Source organism: Amycolatopsis sp. NPDC101161, assembly GCF_044768185.1.
GTDB lineage: Bacteria > Actinomycetota > Actinomycetes > Mycobacteriales > Pseudonocardiaceae > Amycolatopsis.
The window spans coordinates 685983-709266 of record NZ_JBIWPI010000004.1; the positions used below are offsets into that span (position 1 = coordinate 685983).

Consider the following 23284-nt stretch of genomic DNA (forward strand, 5'->3'; position numbering starts at 1 on the left):
CTCCTAGTACTTCAGCAGGTTGGTGTCGTCGACCGAAGCCGAGCGCCGGGTGCGGAAGATGGCCATGATGATCGCCAGGCCGACCACGACCTCGGCGGCCGCGACGACCATGACGAAGAACGCCATGATCTGGCCGTCGAGCCCGCCGTTGATCCGGGCGAAGGTGACCAGCGTCAGGTTCACGGCGTTGAGCATGAGCTCGATGCACATGAACACGACGATCGCGTTGCGCCGCACCAGCACGCCGACCGCGCCGAGCGCGAACAGCAGCGCCGACAGCAGCAGGTAGTACGTGGGGGTCATTCCTTCTCCCCTTCCGAAGCACCTTCCGAGCCGACCAGCGCGTGCGCGTCGGGGTGCGGGGTGTCGTCCGCCACGAGCTTGCGTTCCTTCGCCAGCTCGATCGCCGACGTGGACTCGATGATCGCCGAGAGCGACTCCGGGGCGACCGAACCGTCCGGCAGCAGCGCCGGCGTCGCCACCGAGTTGGCGGTGGCGAAGACACCCGGGCCGGGCAGCGGCGAGGGCCGGTCGTGCTCGCCGCGGAAGCGGGCGACGACCAGTTCCTTCTGCGTCTGCTTGCCGCCCTTGCCGTGGCGGTCGGTGAAGGCCAGCACCATCGCGCCGACCGCGGCGGTGATGAGCAGCGCCGACGTCAGCTCGAACGGGAACAGGTAGTCGGTGAAGATCAGCCGGCCGAGGCCCTTCGGCCCGCCGCCCGCGGACGTCGTCGAGTCGAGCGGGGTGGCCGGGGTGACGTTGGCCAGGGCCCGGTAGATGCCGGTGGCCAGCAGCGCGGCGAGGCCGATGCCCAGCACCGTCGCGGCGAGCCGCTGGCCGCGCAGGACTTCGACGACCGAGTCGGAGCTCTCCCGGCCGACCAGCATCAGCACGAACAGGAACAGCATCATGATCGCGCCGGTGTAGACGATGATCTGCGTGAAGCCCAGGAACGGCGCCGACTGGATCATGTACAGCGCGCCCAGGCTCAGCATCGTGAGCACCAGCCACAACGCCGAGTGCACGGCGTTGCGGGAGAAGATCATGCCGAGCGCGCCGAGCAGCGAGAGCGGGCCGAGGATCCAGAACGCGATGGCCTCACCGGTCGTCACGCCCGCGGCGGCCCCCGTGGGCGCCTGGCTCAGGAGAGCGGTGATCACTTGACGCCCTCCCCGCGAGCCAGCTCGGGACCGTTCACGTAGTAGTCCTGCTCGTTCTCGCCCAGCCGCATCGGGTGCGGCGGCTGCTCCATGCCGGGCAGCAGCGGGGCGAGCAGGTCTTCCTTCGTGTAGATCAACCGCTGGCGGTCGTCGTCGGCCAGCTCGTAGAAGTTGATCATCGTCAGCGACCGCGTCGGGCACGCCTCGATGCAGAGGCCGCAGCCGATGCAGCGCAGGTAGTTGATCTGGTAGTCCGCGCCGTACCGCTCGCCCGGCGAGAACCGGGCCTCCTCGGTGTTGTCACCGCCCTCGACGAAGATCGCGTCCGCGGGGCACGCCCACGCGCACAGCTCGCAGCCGACGCACTTCTCGAGGCCGTCCGGGTGGCGGTTCAGCTGGTGCCGGCCGTGGTACCGCGGTGCGGCCGGCGCGCCGGCCTCCGGGTACTCCTCGGTGGCGACCTTCTTGAACATCATCCCGAAGGTGACGCCGAAGCCCTTGACGGGATCAAGAAACCCCATCTTGCGCTCCTTCCTTTGCGGTACCGACGGCCGCCGGCTTGCGGCGGGCCGCCTTCGCCTCGGCCTTGGCCAGGGCCTTCTGACGCGGGGTGGTCTGCGGGACCTTGAGGTCCAGCGGCGGGACCGGGAAACCGCCACCGGTCACCGGCACGGTCTCGCTCTCCTCTTCGCGGCCCGCCGCGCGGACGTAGAAGAACAGGGCGACGACGATGAAGATGGCGACCGCGGCGATGATGATGGACGCGGTGTTCCAGACGATGACCTTCGCGAAGGTCACCATGACGATCCACACCAGGTTCAGCGGGACCAGGACCTTCCAGCCCAGGCGCATGAACTGGTCGTAGCGCAGGCGGGGCAGCGTGCCGCGCAGCCAGATGAACCCGAACAGCAGGATGAACATCTTCGCGAAGAACCACAGCACCGGCCACCAGCCGGTGTTGAGGACGTTGTTCCCGATCAGCGACAGCGGCCACGGGGCCATCCAGCCGCCGAGGAACAGCGTGGTCGCGAACGCCGAGACGATCACCATGTTGACGTACTCGGCGAGGAAGAACATCGCGAACTTCATCGAGCTGTACTCGGTGTGGAAGCCGCCGACCAGCTCCGACTCGGCCTCCGGGAGGTCGAACGGGGCGCGGTTGGTCTCGCCGACCATCGAGATCAGGTAGATCACGAAACTCGGGACCAGGTAGAGGAACCACACCTTGTGCTGCGCGCCGACGATGTCGGCCAGGTTCAGCGAGCCGGCCTGCAGGATCACCGCGACGATCGAGAGACCCATCGCGATCTCGTAGGAGATCACCTGCGCCGCGCTGCGCATGCCGCCGAGCAGCGGGTACGGCGAGCCGGACGACCAGCCGGCGAGGACGATGCCGTAGACGCCGATCGAGGAGCAGGCCAGGATCACCAGCGCGCTGACCGGCAGGTCGAGCAGCTGCAGCACGGTGCGCTCGCCGAAGATCGACACGACCGGGCCGAACGGGATGGCCGACAACGCGATCAGCGAGGGCACCACGCACATGACCGGCGCGAGGAAGTACACCTTGCGGTCGGCCGTGTCCGGGATGATCTGTTCCTTGAACGGCAGCTTGATCGCGTCCGCGAGGGACTGCAGGTAGCCGCCCGGGCCGACCCGGTTGGGGCCGGGCCGGTTCTGCATCCGGCCGACCGCCTTGCGCTCCCAGACGATCAGGAAGATCGTCATGATCGGCCCGATCAGCAGGATGACCACGCACTTGAGCAGGATCAGCCACAACGGGTCGTCCGCCAGCAGCGCCGCCCGCGTCGCCGCGTCCGGGACACTCCCGACGGCGGCTTCGGTCAGCAGCGGGGTCATTGCCCACCTCCAGCGAGGTTCACGACGGCGCCGTGCCCGGCGCCGAGCGTCTTGAACACGGCGGAGCCGTCGGAGTTGCCCGGCAGCCACACGACGCCGTCGGGCAGGTCCGCGATCTCCACCGGCAGCGTGATCGCGCCGCGTTCGGTGCTCACCTTCACGGTGACGCCCAGCCCTTCCGCGGTCTTCGCGGACAGCCGCGCGACCGGCGTGCGCTGGGTGCCCTTCAGGTGCGGCTCGCCGTCCTGCAGGGACCCGTTGTCGATGAGCTGGCGCCAAGTCGACAGGACCGCCTGGCCCGCGCCCGGCGCCGCCGTGGCACCGCCGGTCGCGGCTTCGACCGGACCCCAGCGCAGCGCCGAGGCCGGGCCGAGCTTCTCGAAGTCGCCGCGGGCGGCGGCCGGCGTCTGCGTGAACAGGTCGGCGTCCATCTCGACGGCGAGGGTGTCGAGCACCCGGCAGTCCGGCAGGGCGCCGGTGCCTTCGATGGTCGTGTCGAACGGGCGGGTGCGGCCCTCCCAGTTGAGGTAGCTGCCGGACTTCTCGTCCGACGCCGCCACCGGGAGCACGACGTCCGCGCGCTCGGTCACCGCGCTGTGGCGGAGCTCGAGGCTGACGACGAAGCCGGCGTTGTCCAGCGCGCGCAGCGCGAGGTCCGGGTCCGGCAGGTCGAACGGGTCGACGCCGCCGACGACCAGGCCGCCGAGGTCGCGGGCCGAAGCCGCCTGCAGGATGCCGGTGGTGTCGCGGCCCGGGGTGGCCGGGATCGGGACGCCCCAGGCGTTTTCGACGGCGACGCGGGCGGCGTCGTCGCCGACCCGGCGGCCGCCCGGCAGGAGCGTCGGCACGCAGCCGGTGGCCAGCGCGCCGCGGTCGCCCGCCCGGCGCGGGATCCACGCGAGGCGGACCCCGGTGCGCTCGACCAGGTCGTGCAGCGCGGAGAACAGGCCGGGGACCTGGGCGGCGCGCTCGCCGACCAGGACGACCGCGTTCTCGCCGCGCAGGGCCTCGTCGAGGTCCGGCGCGTGCTTGGCGATGCCTTCGACGGCCGCGGCTTCCTGGCCGGGGACGCAGGCGAGCAGCTCGCCGGACGTCTTGCGCACCGACGACGTCGTCCACTGTCCCAAGTGGACGACCCGGGTGCGGTTCTTGCGGGCCGCCTTGCGCAGCCGCAGGAACACGATCGGGGCTTCGTCCTCGGGCTCGAAGGCGACGCACAGGACCGTGCGGGCCCGCTCGATCTCGGCGAAGGTGACGCCGGACTCCGGCGTCACGCCCACGACGTGCGAGGTGAGGAACGCGAGCTCCTCGGCCGAGTGCGGGCGGGCGCGGAAGTCGACGTCGTTGGTCTGCAGGGCGACGCGGGCGAACTTCGAGTACGCGTAGGCGTCCTCGACGGTCAGCCGGCCACCGGGCAGGACGCCGACGCCGCCGTTCGACCGGGCTTCGACGAGCCCGGCCGCCGCGGCACGCAGCGCGTCGGTCCAGGACGCCTCTTCCAGCTCACCGGTCTCGGGGTTGCGGACCAGCGGACGCCGGATGCGGTCCTCGGCGCCGGTGTAGCGGAAGGCGAACCGGCCCTTGTCGCAGATCCACTCTTCGTTGACCTCGGGGTCGTCGCCGGCCAGCTTGCGCTGGACCTTGCCGCGCCGGAAGTCGGTGCGCTCGGCGCAGCCGGACGAGCAGTGCTCGCAGACGCTCGGCGAGGACACCAGGTCGAACGGGCGGGAGCGGAAGCGGTAGGCCGCGCTCGTCAGGGCCCCGACCGGGCAGATCTGGATGACGTTGCCGGAGAAGTAGGACTGGAACGGCTGGCCGGACGTCGTCCGCGACGCCATGTCGAGCACGTCCGCCGTCTCCGCGGTGCCGATCTGCTGGTGGGCGCCGCGTTCGAGGAGCTCGATGAACGGGTCGCCGGCGATCTCGCGGGAGAACCGGGTGCAGCGCTGGCAGAGGACGCAGCGTTCGCGGTCCAGCAGCACCTGCGTCGAGATCGGCAGCGGCTTCGGGAACGTCCGCTTGGTGTCGACGAACCGCGACTCCGCGCGGCCGTGGGCCAGCGCCTGGTTCTGCAGCGGGCACTCGCCGCCCTTGTCGCAGATCGGGCAGTCCAGCGGGTGGTTGATGAGCAGCAGCTCCATCACACCCTGCTGGGCCTTGTCCGCGACCGGCGACGTCAGCTGCGTCTTGACGACCATGCCGTCGGCGACGGTCATCGTGCAGGACGCCTGCGGCTTCGGCATCGGCCGGCCGCCCATCTCGACCTCGACCAGGCACTGGCGGCAGGCGCCGGCCGGGTCGAGGAGCGGGTGGTCGCAGAACCGCGGGATGACCGTGCCGAGGCGTTCGGCCGTGCGGATGAGGAGCTCGCCCTTGGGGGCGATGACCTCTTCGCCGTCGATGACCAGCTTGACGTGGCCCTCGGGGACCGGCGTCGCGGCCGTTTCGGGCTTGTCGGGCGCGATCGTCATGATGCCTGCGCTCCCACGAGTTCGGGCTTGGTCTGTTCGTGCCGGTTCTTCTCGCACAGCGCGAGGAACTCCTCGCGGAAGTACTTGATGCCGCTCTGGATCGGCGACACCGCGCCGTCGCCGAGGGCGCAGAACGACCGGCCGAGGATGTTGTCGCAGACGTCGAGGAGGGTGTCGATGTCCTCCTCGGTGCCGTGGCCCTCGACCATCCGCTCGAGGATCTGCGCCAGCCAGTACGTGCCTTCCCGGCACGGCGTGCACTTGCCGCAGGACTCGTGCTCGTAGAACTGCGTCCACTTCATCACGGCCCACGGCACCGACACGGTCTCGTTGAAGACCTGGACGGCGGTGGTGCCGAGCATGGAGCCCGCTTCCGCCGCGCCTTCGAAGTCCAGGGGAACGTCGAGGTGCTCGGCGGTGAACATCGGGGTGGACGAGCCGCCCGGGGTCCAGAACTTGAGCGGGATGCCGTCCTTCATGCCGCCCGCCATGTCGAGCAGCTCGCGCAGCGTGGTGCCGAGCGGGCACTCGTACTGGCCGGGCTTCTCGATGTGGCCGGAGATCGAGTAGATCTTCGGGCCGGGCGACTTCTCGCGGCCCATCTCGCGGAACCAGCTCGACCCGCCGTTGACGATGAACGGCGCGCTCGCGATGGTCTCGACGTTGTTGACCGTGGTCGGCGCGGCGTAGAGACCCGCGGCGGCCGGGAACGGCGGCTTGAGCCGCGGCTGGCCACGACGGCCTTCCAGCGAGTCGAGCAGCGCGGTCTCTTCACCACAGATGTACGCGCCCGCGCCCGCGTGGACAGTGATCTTCAGGTCGAAGCCCGAGCCGAGGATGTTCTCGCCCAGGTAACCCGCCGCTTCAGCTTCGCGCACGGCCGCGTTGAGGCGCCGGATGCAGTGCAGCGCCTCGCCGCGGACGTAGATGAAGCAGTGGTTGGAGCGCATCGCGTACGAGGCGATGATGCAGCCCTCGATCAGCGAGTGCGGGTCCGCCATCATCAGCGGGATGTCCTTGCAGGTGCCCGGCTCGCCCTCGTCGGCGTTGATCACCAGGTAGTGCGGCTTGTCGAAGTTCGGCGGCATGAAGGACCACTTGATGCCGGCCGGGAAGCCCGCGCCGCCGCGGCCGCGCAGGCCGGAGTCCTTGACCAGCTGGACGAGCTGCTCCGGCGTCCCGGCGAGAGCCTTGCGGACGGCGGTGTAGCCCTCGAGTGCCTCGTACGTCCCGATCTGCCAGGAGTTCGGGGACAGCCAGCGCTTCGTGAGGACCGGAGTGATGGGGTCAGCCACTACTTCTTCTCCACTTCTGGGAGCGGAACGTCCTGTGCGACCGGCGCGACCCAGCCGCGGTCCTGCGCGAGCTTCGCGCCCCGCAGCGTCTCGACGGCCTGCGAGGGGCCGTCGACGTCCTGGCGGTAGATCCGCTCGTCCTCCGGGAAGAACCCGGCGAGCTGCAGCTCGGCGCCCTTGAAGTTCGTCAGCGGGGCGCCGCGCGTCGGGGCCGGCTTCTTGCCCGCCTGCAGCGCGTCGACCAGCGCGACGGCCTTGTCCTCGGTCTGGTTGTCGAAGTACTCGTAGTTGACCTGGATGACCGGCGCGAGGTCGCAGGCCGCGAGGCACTCGGCGTGCTCGAGGGTGATCGAGCCCGGCTCGTTCGGCGTGCCCGCGGTCTCGTTGTGCCCCAGCGGTTCCGACTCGGACCCGAGGTGCGTCTGGAGCCGCTTGTAGATCGCGTCGCCGCCCATGGCCGCGCACAGCGTGTTGGTGCAGACGCTCACGAGGTGCTCGCCGCACGGCTTGCGCTTGTACATCGTGTAGAACGTCGCGACCGCGCTGACCTCGGCGTCGGACAGGTCGAGCTGCTTCGCGCAGAACGCGATGCCCTCCTGGCTGACGTACCCCTGCACCGACTGCACGAGGTGCAGCAGCGGCAGCAGTGCCGAGCGGGACATCGGGTAGCGCGCGATCAGCTCCTGCGCCTTCGCGTGGATGTCCGCGTCGAAGATGTCTTCCAGCGGCGTCTCGGTGATGATGCCGGCGGCCACTTCGGGGTCCGGCGCGATGGCGACGACGTCGGTGTCGGGCCCGGCCGCGGCGTGCGTCGTCGCGGAGTAGTTCGGGCCCGGCTCGGGAACTGCTGTGGTCATCGGTCCACTCCCCCCATGACGGGGTCGATCGAGGCGATCGCGGCGATCACGTCCGCGACCAGGCCGCCTTCGGCCATTGCGGGCATCGACTGCAGGTTCACGAAGCTCGGTTCGCGCACGTGGACCCGCAGCGGCCGGGTGCCGCCGTCGGACACCAGGTGCGCGCCCAGCTCGCCGCGCGGCGACTCGACCGAGGTGTAGACCTGCCCGGCCGGCACCTTGAAGCCCTCGGTGACCAGCTTGAAGTGGTGGATCAGGGACTCCATCGACTGGCCCATGATCTTCTTGACGTGCTCGAGCGAGTTGCCCATGCCGTCGCTGCCGATGGACAGCTGCGCGGGCCACGCGATCTTCTTGTCCTCGACCATGACCGGGCCCGGCTCGAGCTTCTCGAGGCACTGCTCGATGATCTTGAGGCTCTCGTGCATCTCGTGGACGCGGATCAGGTAGCGCGACCAGCAGTCGGCGCCGTTGTCGACCGGGACGTCGAAGTCGAACTCGTCGTAGCAGGAGTACGGCTCGGTCTTGCGCAGGTCCCACGGCAGGCCGGCGGACCGCAGCACCGGGCCGGTGACGCCGAGCGCGAGGCACGCGTCGACCGGCAGGTACCCGACGCCCTTGAGCCGGTTGCGCCAGATCGGCTGCCCGGTGAACAGCTTGTCGTACAGCGGAAGGCGCTGCTTCATCGTCTTGACGAACTCGGTGACCTTCTCGCGGTAGTCCGCCGGCATGTCCTGCGCGAGACCGCCGGGGCGGATGAACGCGTGGTTCATCCGCAGGCCGGTCAGGTGCTCCAGCAGGTGCAGCACCTCTTCGCGCTCGCGGAAGCCGAGCGTCATCGCGGTGGTGGCGCCGAGCTCCATGCCGCCGGTGGCGATGTAGACCAGGTGCGAGCCGATGCGGTTGATCTCCAGCAGCAGCACGCGCAGCAGCTGCGCGCGGCGCGGGGCCTCGATCTGCAGCAGCTTCTCGACGCCGAGGCAGTACGCCATCTCCGTCGACAGCGGGGCCAGGTAGTCCATGCGCGTCACGAAGGTGACGCCCTGGGTCCAGGTCCGGTACTCGCAGTTCTTCTCGATGCCGGTGTGGAGGTAGCCGATGACCGACCGCAGCTGCGTGACGGTCTCGCCCTCCATCTCCAGCACGAGCCGGAGCACGCCGTGCGTCGACGGGTGCTGCGGGCCCATGTTGATGACCATGCGCTCGTCGTGCGCCGCGTCGGCGATGACGTCGTCCCAGTCGCCGCCGGAGACCGAGTAGACGCGGCCTTCGGTGGTGTCGCGGGAGTCGGCGTAGTTGACGTCGTCGCTGCTGTCGCTGCCTTCGGGCGTGGTCGAGGTTCCCGTGTTGACGTCGGAAAGGTTCTCGGTGCTCACGAGTACGACCTCCGCTGGTCCGGCGGCGGGATCTCCGCGCCCTTGTATTCGACCGGGATCCCGCCGAGCGGGTAGTCCTTGCGCTGGGGGTGGCCGTCCCAGTCGTCCGGCATGAGGATCCGGGTCAGGGCCGGGTGGCCGTCGAAGACGATGCCGAACATGTCCCAGGCTTCGCGCTCCTGCCAGTCGGCGGTCGGGTAGATCCCGACCAGCGACGGCACGTGCGCGTCCTCGACGTCGAGGGTGACCTCGAGGCGGATCCGGCGGCGGTAGGTCAGCGACGTGAAGTGGTAGACCGCGTGCAGCCGCTGCGGGATGTCGACGCCGTAGTCCACGCCGGACACCGAGGACAGCAGCTCGAAGCGCAGGCCGCCGTCGTCGCGCAGGACCTTCGCGATCTCCGCCAGCTTCTCGCGGTCGACGTAGAAGGTGATCTCGCCGCGGTCGACCGTCGTCTGCAGGATCGACTCGGCGGGGATCTTGTGGTCCGACAGGGCCGCGTAGAACTCGTCGGCGAACTGGTCGAACCAGCCGCCGTACGGGCGCTCGGCCGGCGCGGGGCTGTACGCCGGGAGCCGGACGCCGCCGTAGCCGGAGGTGTCGCCGGTGCCGTGGACGCCGAACATGCCCTGGCGTTCGCGGCCGGTGACGACCGGTTCGGCGGGCCGGGTGCCGGTCGGCTCGAGGCCGCCTTCGGCCCGCTCGGCGCTCGACTGCTCTTCGCCGGGTTGGGGGTTCTCAGTCATCGCTCTACTTCTTCGCGTACTTGATCGACGACGCGACGAGCTCGGTGCGCGCCCCGCTGGCGGCGCGGATGGCGGCGCGGCGGGCGTTGATCGGCTCGTCCTGGATCTTGGCGTGCAGCTTGAGGATCGCGTCCAGCAGCATCTCCGGCCGCGGCGGGCAGCCGGGCAGGTACATGTCGACCGGCACGATGTGGTCGACGCCCTGGACCACGGCGTAGTTGTTGAACATGCCGCCGGAGGAGGCGCAGACGCCCATCGCGAGCACCCAGCGCGGCTCGGCCATCTGGTCGTAGATCTGGCGCAGGACCGGGGCCATCTTCTGCGTGACGCGCCCGGCGACGATCATCAGGTCGGCCTGCCGCGGCGTCGCGCTGAAGCGCTCCATGCCGAAACGGGCGATGTCGTAGCGGGAACCGCCGACCGTCATCATCTCGATCGCGCAGCAGGCGAGGCCGAAGGTCGCGGGCCACAGCGAGTTCTTGCGCGCCCAGTTGACGAGGCCTTCGAGGCTGGCCAGCAGGATGCCGTTGGGGAGTTTCTCTTCGAGGCCCATGGGTCTAGTTCCAATCCAGGCCGCCGCGCCGCCACACGTAGGCGTACGCGAAGCCGACCGTCGCGATGAACAGCAGGATCTCCACCAGGCCGAACGTGCCCAGCGCGTCCGCCTGCACGGCGAACGGGTAGAGGAAGACCATCTCGATGTCGAACAGGATGAACAGCATCGCGGTGATGTAGTACGCGACCGGCATCCGCCCGGCGCCGACGAGCGGCTGCGGGGACGGCTCGATGCCGCACTCGTAGGCGGAGAGCTTGGCCTTGTTGTAGCGGCTGGGTCCGACGAGCGGCCCCAGCAGGACCGACAGCACGGCGAAACCGAGCGCTAGGACGAACAAGATCACGATGGGCAGGTAGGGCTTCAGACTGGGAGCCTCTTGCGCCAGCTGCACCGTGTCGGTTCGGGTCAGCAACGTCAGCACGGGGTCTTCGCCATCCTTTCCGCGCCGATGCGGTTGTGCTTGTGGTGGGGAACCGCTTGGCCTCGTCGGCACCCTAAGGGACCTGGGTCACACCGCCGAGGGTCAGGGTCTCCTTACGGCCCGTGGCTGGACCGCGCGGTGCTTGTGAAATAGTTCACAAGCCACTCGTCGCGGATGTGAAGCGATTCACAAAGCATGGGGGGAGTGTAGGACGCGACTCACATTCTTGTCCCTAGGCCCCCGTGTTATAAGGGTGCCCTAACTTTCGGCGCCATCGTTGTCACGGCGTGGTGACGGCCCGCGCGCGACCTGCGCGAAGGCCGGTCAAGATCGCCGGATGGTCGGACAATCCGGACTTCGCCGTGTGAGCTATCCCACTGGCCGTACGGCCAACTTGCTAGGCCACTCGTGTGTCCGCGCGTGCGAAGGCCCCGGCACGGAAGCCGTGCCGGGGCCTCGGAACCGGGTCAGCGCGGGGTCGGGGTGACCCGGGCCAGCGCCGAGATGAGGCGGTCGACGCCGTCGCCGCCCTTGGCGTCGTAGCAGCCCGACAGGCCCTTGTAGACCAGCGGCAGCAGCTTGTTGATGCGCAGCCCGTACTTCGTGCAGGCGTGCATGATCTTCGGCTTGCCGATGATCCGCGCGAAGACGTTGCCCAGCTGGTAGTAGCCGCCCATCAGCTCGCCCACGGCCCGCGGGTACGCCTCCAGCGCCCGCTCCCGCGAAGGCCCTTCGCGGCGCGCAAGCGCCTGCACGACGACCTCCGCGGCGATCTGCGCGGACTCCATCGCCGCCGAGATGCCCTCGCCGTTGAACGGGCTGACCATGCCGCCCGCGTCGCCGAGCAGCAGCAGGCCGTCGCGGTAGTGCGGGGTGCGGTTGAAGCCCATCGGGAGGCCGGCGCCGCCGACCTTGCCGATCGCGTTCTCCTCGCGGTAGCCCCACTCCTCCGGCGTCCCGTCGAGCCACTGGCGCAGCAGCGCGCGGTAGTCGGTGTTCCGGAACGACGCCGACGTCGAGAGCATGCCGAGGCCGACGTTGACCGTGCCGTCGCCGAGCGGGAACGCCCAGCCGTAGCCCGGCAGCAGCTTCGGGTCCCGCGGGTCGGAGCGGTCCCACAGCTCGAGGTGGCCCTCGATGAACGGGTCGTCGTGGCGCGGGCTCTTGTAGTACTGGCGCACCGCCACGCCCATCGGGCGCTTCTCGTTCTTCTGGATGCCGACGCTCAGCGCGAGCCGCGCGGACACGCCGTCGCAGGCCAGGACCAGCGGCGCGCGGTAGTGCACCGGCGTCTTCTCCGGGCCGACCTTGGCCTCGACGCCGACCACGCGCCCGCTCGCGTTGGTGATCGCGCTGGTCACCGTGGTGCGCTCGTACAGCCGCGCGCCCGCCTTCACCGCGAGCTTCGCGAGGAGGTCGTCGAAGTCGTGGCGGGTGCGGGAAACGCCGTACGGCGGGTAGCTCGTCAGGTCCGGCCAGTCGAGCTCCAGCGTCAGGTCGCCGGTGAGGATCCGCAGGCCGCGGCTGTGCACCCAGCCGGCGTCCTCGCTGGTGTCGATGCCCAGGTCGATGAGCTGCTTGACGCCGCGCGGGGTCAGGCCGTCGCCGCAGACCTTCTCGCGCGGGAACTCGGTCTTCTCCAGCAGCAGGACGTCGACGCCCGCGCGGGCCAGGTACGTGGCCACGGTGGAACCGGCGGGTCCGGCGCCGACGACGATGACTTCGGCGTCCTGGTCTGCGGTGCGTCGCGTCATGAACGCGAGTTTAGGCAGGCTTTCGCGCGCGGTGGATCGCCACGACGCCGAATGTGAGGTTCAACCACTCGACGTCGGTCCAGCCCGCGCTCGCGATGATCTCGCCGAGCGTCCGCTGGTCCGGCCAGGCCAGCATGGATTCGGCCAGGTAGGAGTACGCCTCCGGGTTCGACGACGTCCGCTTGCCGACCCAGGTCAGCAGCTTGAGCATGAACCGCCGGTGGATGAACCGGATCGGGGCGAACGGCGGCGTCGAGACCTCGCAGATCACCAGCCGGCCGCCCGGCTTGACCACGCGGGCGATCTCGGTCAGCGCGGCCTTGGTGTCGACGAAGTTGCGCAGCGCGAGGGAGATCGTCACGGCGTCGAAGCTCTCGTCGGCGAACGGCAGGTTGAGCGCGTCGGCCGCAACCATCGGCACGTTCCGGTGCTTGCCGGCGCGGAGCATGCCGAACGAGAAGTCCGCGGCCAGGCACCAGGCGCCGCCGCGGGCGTACTCGACGGTGGACACGCCGGTGCCGGCGGCGAGGTCCAGGACCTTCTCGCCGCGGCGGGCGTCGAGGACGCGGGCGGTGGTCGTGCGCCAGCGCCGGTCGAAGCCGAAGGTCATGAACGAGTTCGCCCGGTCGTACCCGTCCGCGACGCCGTCGAACATCGCGGCGACTTCGTGCGGGTCCTTGTCCAGGCTTGCGCGTGACATGACACGAATCTAGACCGGTCCGCCGGGACGTTCAGCGGAAGGTGGCCAGCATCCCGGCCACCGCCGCGGGCCAGGTGAACTCCTCCGCCCGGGCCCGCGCCGCAGCGCGCCGCGCGTCCTCCGGGCTGTCCAGGAGGTCGGTGACGGCGGTGGCGAACGCGGGCGCGTGGTCGTCGACCGCCGCGCCACACCCTGGACGCACGATCTCCCGCAGCGCCGACGACGCCGACACCACCACCGGCGTCCCGGACGCCAGGGCCTCCAGGGCCGCGAGCCCGAAGGTCTCGTGCGGCCCCGGCGCCAGGGAGACGTCGGCGCTGGCCAGCAGCCGGGCGACGTCGCCGCGGCCGGACAGGAACCCCAGGAACGTCACCGGCAGCCCGCGCGCCCGGCGTTCGAGGGCCCGCCGGCGCGGCCCGTCGCCCGCCACCACCAGCCGGACCTTCGCGCCCGCCTCGGTCAGCTCCGCGACGGTGTCCACGCTGCGTTCCACGTGCTTCTCCGGCGAGAGACGTCCACAGTGGACGATCAGGGCGTCCGCGCCGGAGGCGAGGTCGGTGCGCCAGCCGGCGTCGCGCATGGCGGGCCGGAACGTCGCGAGGTCGACGCCGAGCGGCACGCGGCGGACGTTCGGCGCGGCGATCCGGTCGAACTCCGCGCGAGCGAACGCCGTCGTGCAGACGACCGTGTCGTAGCTCGCCGCCATCCGCCGGTTCGCGGCGTCGGCGACGCGGCGCGCCACCGGCTCGGGCAGCAAGAACTGCTCCAGCAGCCGGTCGAGGCGCTCGTGGGAGATGACCGTGCTCGGTACGCCGTGGCGCCGCGCCCAGCCACCCATCCCCCGCAGCGTCAACCGGTCCGACACCTCCAGCCGGTCGGGTTCGAGTCTGCGCAGCACCGCGCGGACGCGGTGCGGGTCGACGGCCCGGTAGCCGCCGGTGCCGGGGATCTTCGGGGCCGGCAGCGAGAACCGGCGCACACCCGTCGGCAGCACCTCGTCGGCGTAGCGGGTGCCGGGCACCACGAGCGTCACCTCGTGGCCGCTCGCGACGTACCCGGCGCCGAGGTGGTGCAGCGCCGTGCGGAGCCCGCCCGAGCGCGGGCCGTAGAAGTTCGCGAGCTGGACGATGTGCATGTCAGGCCGCGCGGGCGGCCCGGCCCTGCACGGCTTCGTAGTGCCCCAGCAGCTCGTGGCAGACCGCGGGCCAGGTGCGGCCCAGCACGACCTTGCGCGCCTTCTCGCCGAGCCTCGCGCGCAACGCGGCGTCGCGGAGGGCGTCGACCTTCTCGACGAGCGCCGGGCCGAAACCCTCGCGGTCGGCGGGCAGCAGGTAGCCGGTGCGGCCGGGCAGGACGAGGTCCTTGGGGCCGCCCGCGGCCGGCGCGAGCACCGGCAGGCCGGACGCCATCGCCTCCTGCACCGCCTGGCAGAACGTCTCGTGCGGGCCGGTGTGGACGAAGACGTCGAAGCTCGCGTACGCCCTCGAGAGCTCGTCGCCGTACTTCGCGCCGAGGAACGCGGCGCCGGGCAGCTGCTCCTTGAGGTTGTCGAGCTCGGGCCCGTCGCCGACGACGACCACGCGGATCCCGGGCACACCGGCGAGCGCGGCCAGCCGGTCGACCTCCTTTTCCGGCGCCAGCCGCCCGACGAACCCGACGAGCAGCTCGCCGTTCGGGGCCAGCTCGGCCCGCAGTGCCGCGTCGGCGTGGTCCGGGGAGAAGCGCTCGATGTCGACACCCCGCGCCCAGCGGTGCACGCGCGGGACGCCGTGCAGCTCGAGCTGCTCGACGGAGTCGCTGGACGGGGCGAGGGTCCGGTCGGCCCGCGAGTGCAGCCGCCGCACCCAGCGCCACGCGGCGCGCGCGGCGATGCCGAAGCCGTACGCGGCGGCGAACCCGGCGATGTCGGTCTGGTAGACGGCGATGGACGGCACTCTCAGCCGCCGCGCCGCGGCCAGCCCGCGCGCGCCGACGACGAACGGCGAGGCCAGGTGCACGACGTCCGGGCCGAACGCGGTGAGCGCGTTGAGCACCGTGCGCGTCGGCACGCCGATCGGCAGGGAGTTGACGCCGGGGAAGTCCAGCGCGGGGATCCGCACGACGGGAGCGCCGCGGTAGGAGTCCGGGCCGGGGCCGGGGGCGATGATCAGCACGTCGTGGGCGCGTTCGCGCAGGTGCTCGACGACCCGCAGGACGGAGTTGGTCACGCCGTTCACCTGGGGCAGGAAACTTTCGGTGACTATGGCGACTCGCACGTCTTGGACGATCGCACCCGTTCCTGGCGCACGTGTGACACGGCGGCCAACGCTGCCGGAACAGATCGGCTACGACATGTCATCTCAAGGTCGTGTCCCGGAAACCAGCGGGGCCCAGACTAAGCAGGCATGACCCTCTTGTCCTCCCGGCCGCCGCGGCCCGTCGAGCCCGGCTTGCTGTCGAGGGCGCTCGAAGTGGCCGGACGGCTGGCCAACGACGCCACCGACGTGATCACCGCGACCGCCGGCCGCGGCGCCCACCCGTCCACGCTGGATTCGCCGTTCGACTGGGTCACCGACACCGACCGCATCCTGGAGCGGCACACGCGCCGCGTCCTGACGGCGGAGTTCCCGGGCATCCCGGTGGTCGGCCACGAGTTCGGCGCGGACCACGGCGCGGACGTCGCGGAGTACCGCTGGGTGGTCGACTCGGTGGACGGCACGGCGAACTACGTGGCGGGCGTCCCGTGGTGCGCGTACAGCTTGGCGCTGGTGGACGCGGCAGGACCGGTGGTGGGGGTGGTGGCGGACCCGTACCGAGCCCAGATCTACGCGGCCGCGCGCGGACGAGGGGCCCGCGCGAACGGCAAGCCGGTCCAGCTGGTGGATCGCTGCGTGACGGCGGGTGCGCTGGTCTGCACGGAGTTCGCCCGGCGCGGCCCGTGGCCGGGGATGGGCGGGTTCATCGAGCGAGCGGCGGCAGCGCACGCGGGGGTCCGGGTCCTGGGCTCGGCGGCGTTGTCGATCGCCCAGGTGGCATTGGGCCACGCGGCGGCGGCGGTGCTGCACAGCTACCACGAGTGGGACGTGGCCGGCTCGGTGGCAATGGCCATCGAGGCCGGAGCGGTGGTGCTGGACAAGCACGGAGAGGACACGGCGTTGCCCACGGACGGGTTGCTGGTGGCAGCGCCGGGGGTAGCGGACGAGGTCCTGGGCTGGTGGCAGGAGACGGCCCACGCAGGCTGAGTCGCCCACATCGGTCAGGGAGGCCGCAGGCCGCGCCTAGCCCTCCCCCGAACCTCGTCCCAGCCGCAGTCAGCACCGGAGACCCGGGGTCAAGGGTGAGCGAAGCTCATCGCGAAGCGACGCCGAAGGCGCCCTTGAGGCCGGGTATCCGGTGTTGAACAATCGAAGACGAGGAGCGGAAGCACCACCGCGGCGCAGGCTAAACGGCTTGCGCCCCCCGCGACGATCGATTCATGCCCACCCTCCGCACCCAACGCCTCACCCTCATCCCCCTCACCGACGACCACGTCGACCTGGAGTACGAACTCGACTCCGACCCCGAGGTAATGCGCTACCTCACCGGCCGCGCCGCCACCCGCGCCGAGGTCGAACGGGCCCACGAGCGAAGGATGGACGTCGCCCCCGGGTTCGGCTTCTGGATGGGCTTCGCGGGCCAAGACTTCATCGGCTGGTGGATCCTCCGCCCACCGCACGGCCCCGACCAGCCCGACGTCGAAGGCGAAGCCGAGCTCGGCTACCGCCTCCTGCGCCGGCACTGGCGGCGCGGCTACGCGAAAGAAGGCTCACGAGAGCTGATCCGCTACGGCTTCGAAGTACTCGACCTGGACCGCATCTTCGCCCAGACCATGGCGGTCAACACCCCGTCCCGGGCGACGATGACCTCCGCCGGACTCACCTTCGCGAGGGCGTTCACCTCGGCCACCGACTACGACGACCCCGTGGCAGGCGCCGACCAGGGCGAAGTCGAGTACGAAATCACGCGGGCACGGTGGCTCGCTTGTTCGCCCGGCGGATCCACCACAGCAGCGGCCCCGCCACCAGCCAGGTGAAGAACACGAAGCTCCCCAGCGGCAGCAGCGTCAACGTCGCCGAGCGGCCCGCCACCCGGGCCAGCTCCGGGTCCGACGCGTCGTACTCGATGCGGACCAGCTGACCCGCCGCCAGCCCGTCCGGGTACAGGACGCCGTTCGCCGGGCTGTGGACGATGCCGTCCGGGGTCTCGAAGTGGATGATCGTGCGGTCGAACGCCACCGAATCCACCGTCGCGTTCGCCGTCCCGAGCTGGGCCTCGATAGCCCCGTCGTTGCGGATCGCGGCGAACAGGAGGCAGACGCACATCACGGTGAGGAGCGAGGCAGCGCCGAGGGTGGTCCACCACCCGACGCGCCTCACCCGCTCACCTCTCGTGCTCACGCGGCGAGCGTAGCGGTCTCGCTCAGTGCGTGTGTTCCGCGGCGAGATTCCGGTGGTTCGCCTGGATCTGGTCGTACGACTGCGGCTTCACGGACGCGGTACGCGCGGTGAAGGCAGCAGCACCGTTCGGGCCCACGGACGGCTTGCCCGCCGTGTACAGCCACGTCTGGAACAGGTCGTGCAGCGGCTTGCCCGAGATCTTCTCCGCCAGCGCGATGAAGTCGAGGATCCGCCCGTTCGAACCGCCCCGCTGCGCCTGCCACGTCTTCAAGATGGTGAAGAACGCGTCGTCGCCGACGGCGGTCCGCAGCGCCTGCAGGGTCAGCGCGCCCCGGTCGTACACGGCGTTGTCGAACTGGTTGTCCGCGCCCGGGTCGGCCGGGACCAGCTTCCACAGGTCGCCGTCGGCCGGGTTCGAGTCGTACGTGTACTGCGCCAACTCGGCGACCGTGCCCTCGCCCTCGTGCTCCGACCAGAGCCACTCGGCGTAGGACGCGAAGCCCTCGTTCAGCCAGATGTCGCTCCAGCGGCCCAGCGAGACGTTGTCGCCGAACCACTGGTGGGCGTTCTCGTGCGCGATCAGCGTCGTGTTCGAGCCCGCGCGGAAGTTCCGGACGCCGTAGGTCGGGCGGGTCTGGTTCTCCAGGGAGAAGGTGATGCCGCTGGTGACGACGCCGCCCTCGGCCTCGAACGGGTACGGGCCGAACTGGGTCGCCAGGAACTCGTCGATCTCCGGCGTGCGCTCGACGCTCGCCTTCGCCGCGTACAGCGAGTCGCCGAGGTCGGCGCCGTACGCCGTGATGAACGGCTTGCCGTCCGGCGTCGTCGACTGGTTCAGCTCGTACTTGCCGACGATGAACGACGTCAGGTACGTGGCCTGCGGCTTCGTGCTGCGCCACTGCCACCGGGTCCAGCCGGCGCGGCTCTTCGTCGTGCGCACGAGCGACCCGTTGGAGATGGCGACGTTGTCGTCCGGGGCTTCGATCGTGACGTCGTAGGTCGCCTTGTCGGTCGGGTGGTCGTTGGCCGGGAACCACCACGCCGAGCTCTGCGGCTCGTCGATGCCGAGCGCCCCGAAGGCGCCCTTCTTCCAGGCGTTGATGCCGTCCACCTTCTCGGTCGACGGCGTGTCCGAGTAGGCGACGACGACGGTCGCCGTCTGGCCCTTGAGCAGCGGCTGCGCCGGGGTGACGACGAGCTCGCCGTTGCCGGTCTGGTTCGCGAACTGGGCGGGGCGGTTGTTCACGCGCACGCTCGACGCCTTCAGCGCGAAGTCGAGGTCGAACCGCGAGAGGTCCTGCGTGGCGGTGAGCAGCAGCGTCGTCGTGCCCGCCAGGACGTCGGTCGCCGGCTGGTAGGTCAGGCGGATGTCGTAGTGGAGCACGTCCGTGCCGCCGTTGCCGGCGTTCGGGTAGTAGGGGTCGCCGACACCGGGGGCGCCCGGCGCGGGGGCCGCGGCGGCGGTGCCGGCGAGCAGCACCGAGACGACGCCGGCCGCGAGCGCACCGAAACCGGTGCGCGTTCTTGCACGCATTCGAATCCCTCCAACGGGTGAGGTTCAGCGCGCTCGAACGTAGCCAGCCGGGCAGCACCCAGGTACCGGCGAAGGAAGGTTCTTACCCCCTGGGACCGGTCCCGGAAACCGCTTGACTCAAACCGCGGAGACGGCCGCCGAGACCGCCGCCCGCAACCGGCCGTGCAGGTCGCGGTGCCGCGAGCGGTCCACCCGCACCTCGACGACCCGCAGTCCCGGCGCCGGGCGCAGGGCCGCGTGGAACTCCGTCAGCGTCTCCGCGACGACGTGCGGGACGCGGTAGCCGGCGCACAACGCGCCCAGATCGGCGCCGTGCGGGGTGCCGAAGACGCGCTCGAAGCTCGCCGCGTGCTCGGGGGCGCCCTGCTCCAGCAGCGAGAAGATGCCGCCGCCGTCGTCGTTGCACACCACGATCGTCAGGTCGGGACGCTGCTCGGCCGGGCCCGTCAGCAAGCCCGACGCGTCGTGCAGGAACGTCAGGTCGCCCAGCAGCGCGTACGACGGCCCGCGGTGGACGTAGGCCGCGCCGATCGCCGTCGAGACCGTCCCGTCGATGCCCGCGACCCCGCGGTTGCGGTGCACCAGGACGTCCGGCCGCAGCCGGCCCGCCAGCGCGACGTCCCGCGTCGGGTTGGACGAGCCCACGACCAGCAGCGAGTCCGGCGGCAGCGCGTCCACCAGCTCCGCCGCCAGGCGCAGCCCCGACGGCCACGGTTCGGCGGCCAGCAGCGACGAAACCGCGTCGGACGCGGCGGCGTCGGCCCGGCGCCAGCTCGCCAGCCACTCCGGGTCGGCCGGTTTGGTCGGCTCGTCGAACCACTGCCCGACCTGGCGGACGTTGTGCGCGGGCGCCGGCCAGTCCGAGTCCGGGCGGACCAGCAGGACCTCGACCGACGGGTCCGAAATCACCTTCTGGATCTGCCGGAACACCGTCGGCCGGCCGAGGCAGAGCACCTGCTCCGGCTTGTGCTTCGCGATGAACTCCTCGACGCCCAGCAGCCACGCGCCGGACGAGATCGCCGTGCCGCCGGACAGCCCCAGGCCGCCGGTCTCCGACACCACCGGCCAGCCGTGCTGCTCGGCCCACTCGCTGGCCGCCTGGACGCCGGTGTCGCACGCGATGACCAGGCCGTGCCGCGCCGAGGGCACGACGAACGACGGCAGCGCGCCGAAGTCCGGCAGCTCGGTCCAGCGGGACCCGTCGGGACGGCCGTCGAGGGACTCGTACCACTCGCCGTCGTCGTCGAGGTCCGGCACGAGCGGCTCGCGGAACGGGATGTTCAGGTGCACCGGGCCGCAGCGCCACTCGCCGTAGGCGGCGTTCCACGCCCGGCAGATCTGGCTGCGCCAGTACGAGTTCTGGCCGGCCCGCCGTTCGGCGACGGCCAGCTCGTCGAAGTAGCGGGCGGCGTCGCCGTAGAGCTGGTGCTGGTCGATGACTTGCGACGCCCCCGCGGCTCTCAGCTCGGGCGGCCGGTCGGCGGTCAGGACGATCAGCGGGACGCCCGCGCGGTCGGCCTCGAGCACCGCGGGGTGGAAGTTCGCGGCCGCCGTGCCGGACGTGCAGAGCACGGCCACCGGGCGGCCCGTGCGGGCGGCGATGCCGAGGGCGAGGAAGCCGGCGCCGCGCTCGTCGATGCGGACGTGGAGCTGGAGCTTCCCGGCCGCCGCCGCGTCATACAGCGCGATCGACAGCGGCGCGTTGCGGGAGCCCGGGCAGAGGACGACGTGCGAAACGGTGTTGCGGACGAGTTCGTCGACGATGACCCTGGCCTGCGCGGTGGAAGGGTTCACCGGCAGGCCTCGCATCCATCGAGATCGATTGTGTCCACAGGTCCTATTCTCCCAAACGTGGATGACGCCCGAGTTTCCGAGCTGTTCGACCCCGCCGCGTGGACCGAGGTCGAAGGTTTCGCCTTCACCGACATCACCTACCACCGCTCCGCTGAGAGCCGCGGCGGCAAACGCGTGGTGCGCATCGCGTTCGACCGCCCGGAGGTCCGCAACGCCTTCCGGCCGCACACCGTCGACGAGCTCTACCGGGCGCTGGACCACGCCCGGATGAGCGCCGACGTCGGCTGTGTCCTGCTCACCGGCAACGGCCCCTCGCCCAAGGACGGCGGGTGGGCGTTCTGCTCCGGTGGTGACCAGCGTATTCGCGGACGCTCCGGCTATCAGTACGCGAGCGGCGAGACCTCCGACACGGTGGACCCCGCGCGGGCGGGCCGGCTGCACATCCTCGAGGTCCAGCGGCTGATCCGGTTCCTGCCGAAACCGGTGATCGCGGTCGTGCCGGGCTGGGCCGCGGGCGGCGGGCACTCCCTGCACGTCGTGTGCGATCTCACGCTCGCCTCGGCCGAGCACGCGAAGTTCAAGCAGACCGACGCCGACGTCGGCTCGTTCGACGGCGGCTACGGCTCGGCGTACCTGGCGAAGATGGTCGGCCAGAAGTTCGCCCGGGAGATCTTCTTCCTCGGCCGCGAGTACTCCGCCGAGCAGATGCACCACATGGGTGCGGTCAACGCGGTCGTCCCGCACGCCGACCTGGAAAAAGAGGCGCTGACCTGGGCGTGGGAGATCACCCGCAAGTCGCCGACGGCGCAGCGGATGCTCAAGTACGCGTTCAACCTCACCGACGACGGCATGGTCGGCCAGCAGCTGTTCGCCGGCGAGACCACCCGCCTGGCGTACATGCAGGACGAAGCCGTCGAAGGCCGGGACGCGTTCCTCCAGAAGCGCGACCCCGACTTCAAGGACGTCCCCTATTACTACTGAGCTGCTCCCGATCGCACTCGACGGCTCGCCGTCGAGCCTGACCACGCTGAAGAACGCCGTCGCCCACGCGCTGGGCGGCGGCCCGGCGGTCCTGCCGTTCACCGACCCCGCGTTGCGCGACGCGATGGCCCCGGACGAGCCCGCCGAGCCGGACACCGCCGTGGTCATCGCCACGTCGGGCTCGACCGGCGCGCCCAAGGGCGTGCTGCTCTCGGCCCGCGCGCTGACCGCGTCCGCCGAAGCCACGCACACCCGCCTCGGCGGCCCCGGACACTGGCTCCTGGCGACGCCGGCGCACTACATCGGCGGCCTGCAGGTGCTGGTCCGGTCGCTGCTGGCGGGCACCGAGCCCGCGTTCCTGACCGGCACCGGCTTCCGGCCGGACGACTTCGCGGCCGCGGCGGCGAAGCTCACCGGCGGCCCGCGGTACACGGCGCTGGTGCCGACCCAGCTGGTCCGGCTCCTGGACGACGGCGGCGCCGGGCTGGCCGCGGCGAAGACGTTCGACGCGATCGTGGTCGGCGCGGCGGCGACGTCGGCGGCCCTGCGCGAGCGCGCGGCCGACGCCGGGGTCCGGATCGTTCCCGCGTACGGCATGAGCGAGACGGCCAGCGGCTGCGTCTACGACGGCTTCCCCCTCGACGGCGTCCGCGTCGACGTCACCGGGGACCGGATCCGGATCGCCGGTGACGTCCTCGCCCACGGTTACCGTCGGCAGCCGGAACTGACCGCGGAGTCCTTTCGCGACGGTTGGTTCACGACGTCCGACCGTGGGGTTCGTCACGACGACGGCCGGATCGAGGTCCTCGGCCGGGCCGACGACATGATCAACACCGGCGGCGTGAAGGTGTCCGCGAACGCGATCGAACGCGTGCTGGGCGCCCAGCCGGGCGTCCGGGACGCGTGCGTCGTCGGGCTGCCCGACCCGGAGTGGGGCGAGGCCGTCGCGGCCCTGGTCGTCCCGGAGGGTGAACCGCGCGAAGCGGACGAACTGCGCGCCGCGGTCCGGGCCGAACTGGGCGCGGCGGCGACGCCGAAACGCGTTGAATACGCCGCTGAGCTGCCGCTTCGCGGTCCGGGCAAGATCGACCGGGCGGCGGTCAAGGCGCGACTTCAGTCGGGTTTGCGCAGCTGAATGGCGGCACTTCGTTGACATGTACGCCGTGCACCCGCTTGGCTACGCACCATGACGCGCTGGATCAGAACCGCCCTCATCGGCACCGCGGTCGCGCTGGGGGTCCTCCTGCCCGCGGGCTCGGCCTTGGCCGACGGCCCCGGAGCCGACCCGAACAGCGGCCAGCTCACGTGGCAGCTGCCGACCACGAACTGACTGCCGCCCACTGATCGACATGGCGTTGAATGGCGCC

23 protein-coding genes are annotated in these 23284 nt (G+C 71.0%); 5 read left to right on the forward strand and 18 right to left on the reverse strand.

What is annotated here, in order from left to right:
- Positions 1-3 precede the first annotated feature (3 nt).
- The 15 genes from nuoK to ACIRSS_RS30920 form a co-directional block, all read right to left on the reverse strand.
- Positions 4-303 carry an NADH-quinone oxidoreductase subunit NuoK gene (nuoK, locus tag ACIRSS_RS30850; protein ID WP_360680313.1) on the reverse strand — a complete coding sequence of 100 codons (300 nt, stop codon included), beginning with the start codon at positions 301-303 and terminating at the stop codon, positions 4-6.
- A complete protein-coding gene (locus tag ACIRSS_RS30855) occupies positions 300-1160 on the reverse strand; it encodes an NADH-quinone oxidoreductase subunit J (RefSeq protein ID WP_400900930.1) in 861 nt (286 codons plus the stop codon). Before ACIRSS_RS30855 ends, nuoK begins: the two co-directional genes overlap by 4 nt.
- Positions 1157-1681, reverse strand: a complete 525-nt coding sequence (nuoI, locus tag ACIRSS_RS30860) for an NADH-quinone oxidoreductase subunit NuoI (RefSeq protein WP_086678351.1) — start codon at positions 1679-1681, stop codon at positions 1157-1159. The genes ACIRSS_RS30855 and nuoI overlap by 4 nt, the downstream gene beginning before the upstream one ends.
- Positions 1668-3017 (reverse strand): NADH-quinone oxidoreductase subunit NuoH, encoded by a 1350-nt coding sequence (gene nuoH, locus ACIRSS_RS30865; RefSeq protein WP_400900932.1) that lies wholly within the window; start codon positions 3015-3017, stop codon positions 1668-1670. Before nuoH ends, nuoI begins: the two co-directional genes overlap by 14 nt.
- A complete protein-coding gene (locus tag ACIRSS_RS30870) occupies positions 3014-5488 on the reverse strand; it encodes an NADH-quinone oxidoreductase subunit G (RefSeq protein ID WP_400900934.1) in 2475 nt (824 codons plus the stop codon). Before ACIRSS_RS30870 ends, nuoH begins: the two co-directional genes overlap by 4 nt.
- Entirely contained in the window at positions 5485-6783 is a 1299-nt protein-coding gene (gene nuoF / locus ACIRSS_RS30875; RefSeq protein ID WP_400900936.1) for an NADH-quinone oxidoreductase subunit NuoF, read from the reverse strand. Before nuoF ends, ACIRSS_RS30870 begins: the two co-directional genes overlap by 4 nt.
- A complete protein-coding gene (gene nuoE / locus ACIRSS_RS30880; RefSeq protein ID WP_400900938.1) occupies positions 6783-7640 on the reverse strand; it encodes an NADH-quinone oxidoreductase subunit NuoE in 858 nt (285 codons plus the stop codon). The genes nuoF and nuoE overlap by 1 nt, the downstream gene beginning before the upstream one ends.
- Positions 7637-9016, reverse strand: a complete 1380-nt coding sequence (locus ACIRSS_RS30885; RefSeq protein ID WP_400900940.1) for an NADH-quinone oxidoreductase subunit D — start codon at positions 9014-9016, stop codon at positions 7637-7639. Before ACIRSS_RS30885 ends, nuoE begins: the two co-directional genes overlap by 4 nt.
- Positions 9013-9762: an NADH-quinone oxidoreductase subunit C gene (locus tag ACIRSS_RS30890; protein ID WP_400900942.1), complete on the reverse strand. Its 750-nt coding sequence runs from the start codon at positions 9760-9762 to the stop codon at positions 9013-9015. Before ACIRSS_RS30890 ends, ACIRSS_RS30885 begins: the two co-directional genes overlap by 4 nt.
- A 4-nt stretch (positions 9763-9766) precedes the next feature.
- Positions 9767-10315 (reverse strand): NADH-quinone oxidoreductase subunit B family protein, encoded by a 549-nt coding sequence (locus ACIRSS_RS30895; protein WP_086678877.1) that lies wholly within the window; start codon positions 10313-10315, stop codon positions 9767-9769.
- 4 nt (positions 10316-10319) lie between these two features.
- Positions 10320-10739, reverse strand: a complete 420-nt coding sequence (locus ACIRSS_RS30900) for an NADH-quinone oxidoreductase subunit A (RefSeq protein WP_086838657.1) — start codon at positions 10737-10739, stop codon at positions 10320-10322.
- Positions 10740-11206: 467 nt separating this feature from the next.
- Complete coding sequence (locus ACIRSS_RS30905) at positions 11207-12493, reverse strand: geranylgeranyl reductase family protein (protein WP_400900944.1); 1287 nt, start codon at positions 12491-12493, stop codon at positions 11207-11209.
- A 10-nt stretch (positions 12494-12503) separates the two neighbouring features.
- The gene (locus ACIRSS_RS30910) at positions 12504-13193 is read right to left on the reverse strand and encodes a demethylmenaquinone methyltransferase (RefSeq protein ID WP_086677876.1); all 690 of its coding nucleotides are present in this window, start codon (positions 13191-13193) and stop codon (positions 12504-12506) included.
- A 31-nt stretch (positions 13194-13224) separates the two neighbouring features.
- Entirely contained in the window at positions 13225-14328 is a 1104-nt protein-coding gene (locus ACIRSS_RS30915) for a glycosyltransferase family 4 protein (protein WP_400900946.1), read from the reverse strand.
- A 1-nt stretch (position 14329) separates the two neighbouring features.
- Positions 14330-15400, reverse strand: coding sequence for a glycosyltransferase family 4 protein (locus ACIRSS_RS30920; RefSeq protein ID WP_400900948.1), 1071 nt, complete (start codon positions 15398-15400; stop codon positions 14330-14332).
- A gap of 177 nt (positions 15401-15577) precedes the next feature.
- On the opposite strand from ACIRSS_RS30920, the gene ACIRSS_RS30925 reads away from it, so the two are divergent.
- Together ACIRSS_RS30925 and ACIRSS_RS30930 are read left to right on the forward strand one after the other, a co-directional pair.
- Positions 15578-16414, forward strand: a complete 837-nt coding sequence (locus ACIRSS_RS30925) for an inositol monophosphatase family protein (RefSeq protein ID WP_400900950.1) — start codon at positions 15578-15580, stop codon at positions 16412-16414.
- Positions 16415-16647: 233 nt separating this feature from the next.
- Positions 16648-17244: a GNAT family N-acetyltransferase gene (locus ACIRSS_RS30930; protein WP_400900952.1), complete on the forward strand. Its 597-nt coding sequence runs from the start codon at positions 16648-16650 to the stop codon at positions 17242-17244.
- Here the strand turns inward: ACIRSS_RS30930 and ACIRSS_RS30935 are convergent.
- The 3 genes from ACIRSS_RS30935 to menD form a co-directional block, all read right to left on the reverse strand.
- Positions 17171-17608 (reverse strand): DUF3592 domain-containing protein, encoded by a 438-nt coding sequence (locus ACIRSS_RS30935; RefSeq protein ID WP_400900954.1) that lies wholly within the window; start codon positions 17606-17608, stop codon positions 17171-17173. The genes ACIRSS_RS30930 and ACIRSS_RS30935 overlap by 74 nt on opposite strands.
- A 22-nt stretch (positions 17609-17630) precedes the next feature.
- The gene (locus ACIRSS_RS30940) at positions 17631-19142 is read right to left on the reverse strand and encodes a M1 family metallopeptidase (protein WP_400900956.1); all 1512 of its coding nucleotides are present in this window, start codon (positions 19140-19142) and stop codon (positions 17631-17633) included.
- 117 nt (positions 19143-19259) lie between these two features.
- Entirely contained in the window at positions 19260-20936 is a 1677-nt protein-coding gene (gene menD, locus ACIRSS_RS30945; RefSeq protein WP_400900958.1) for a 2-succinyl-5-enolpyruvyl-6-hydroxy-3-cyclohexene-1-carboxylic-acid synthase, read from the reverse strand.
- Positions 20937-20993: 57 nt separating this feature from the next.
- On the opposite strand from menD, the gene ACIRSS_RS30950 reads away from it, so the two are divergent.
- Genes ACIRSS_RS30950 through ACIRSS_RS30960 form a run of 3 tightly spaced genes read left to right on the forward strand, consistent with a single transcriptional unit; the run spans position 20994 to position 23247 of the window.
- On the forward strand, positions 20994-21917 hold the full coding sequence (locus ACIRSS_RS30950) for a 1,4-dihydroxy-2-naphthoyl-CoA synthase (RefSeq protein ID WP_400900960.1): 924 nt from the start codon (positions 20994-20996) through the stop codon (positions 21915-21917).
- 1 nt (position 21918) lies between these two features.
- On the forward strand, positions 21919-23052 hold the full coding sequence (gene menE / locus ACIRSS_RS30955) for an o-succinylbenzoate--CoA ligase (protein ID WP_400901931.1): 1134 nt from the start codon (positions 21919-21921) through the stop codon (positions 23050-23052).
- 51 nt (positions 23053-23103) lie between these two features.
- Positions 23104-23247: a hypothetical protein gene (locus ACIRSS_RS30960; protein WP_400900962.1), complete on the forward strand. Its 144-nt coding sequence runs from the start codon at positions 23104-23106 to the stop codon at positions 23245-23247.
- Positions 23248-23284: the final 37 nt, after the last annotated feature.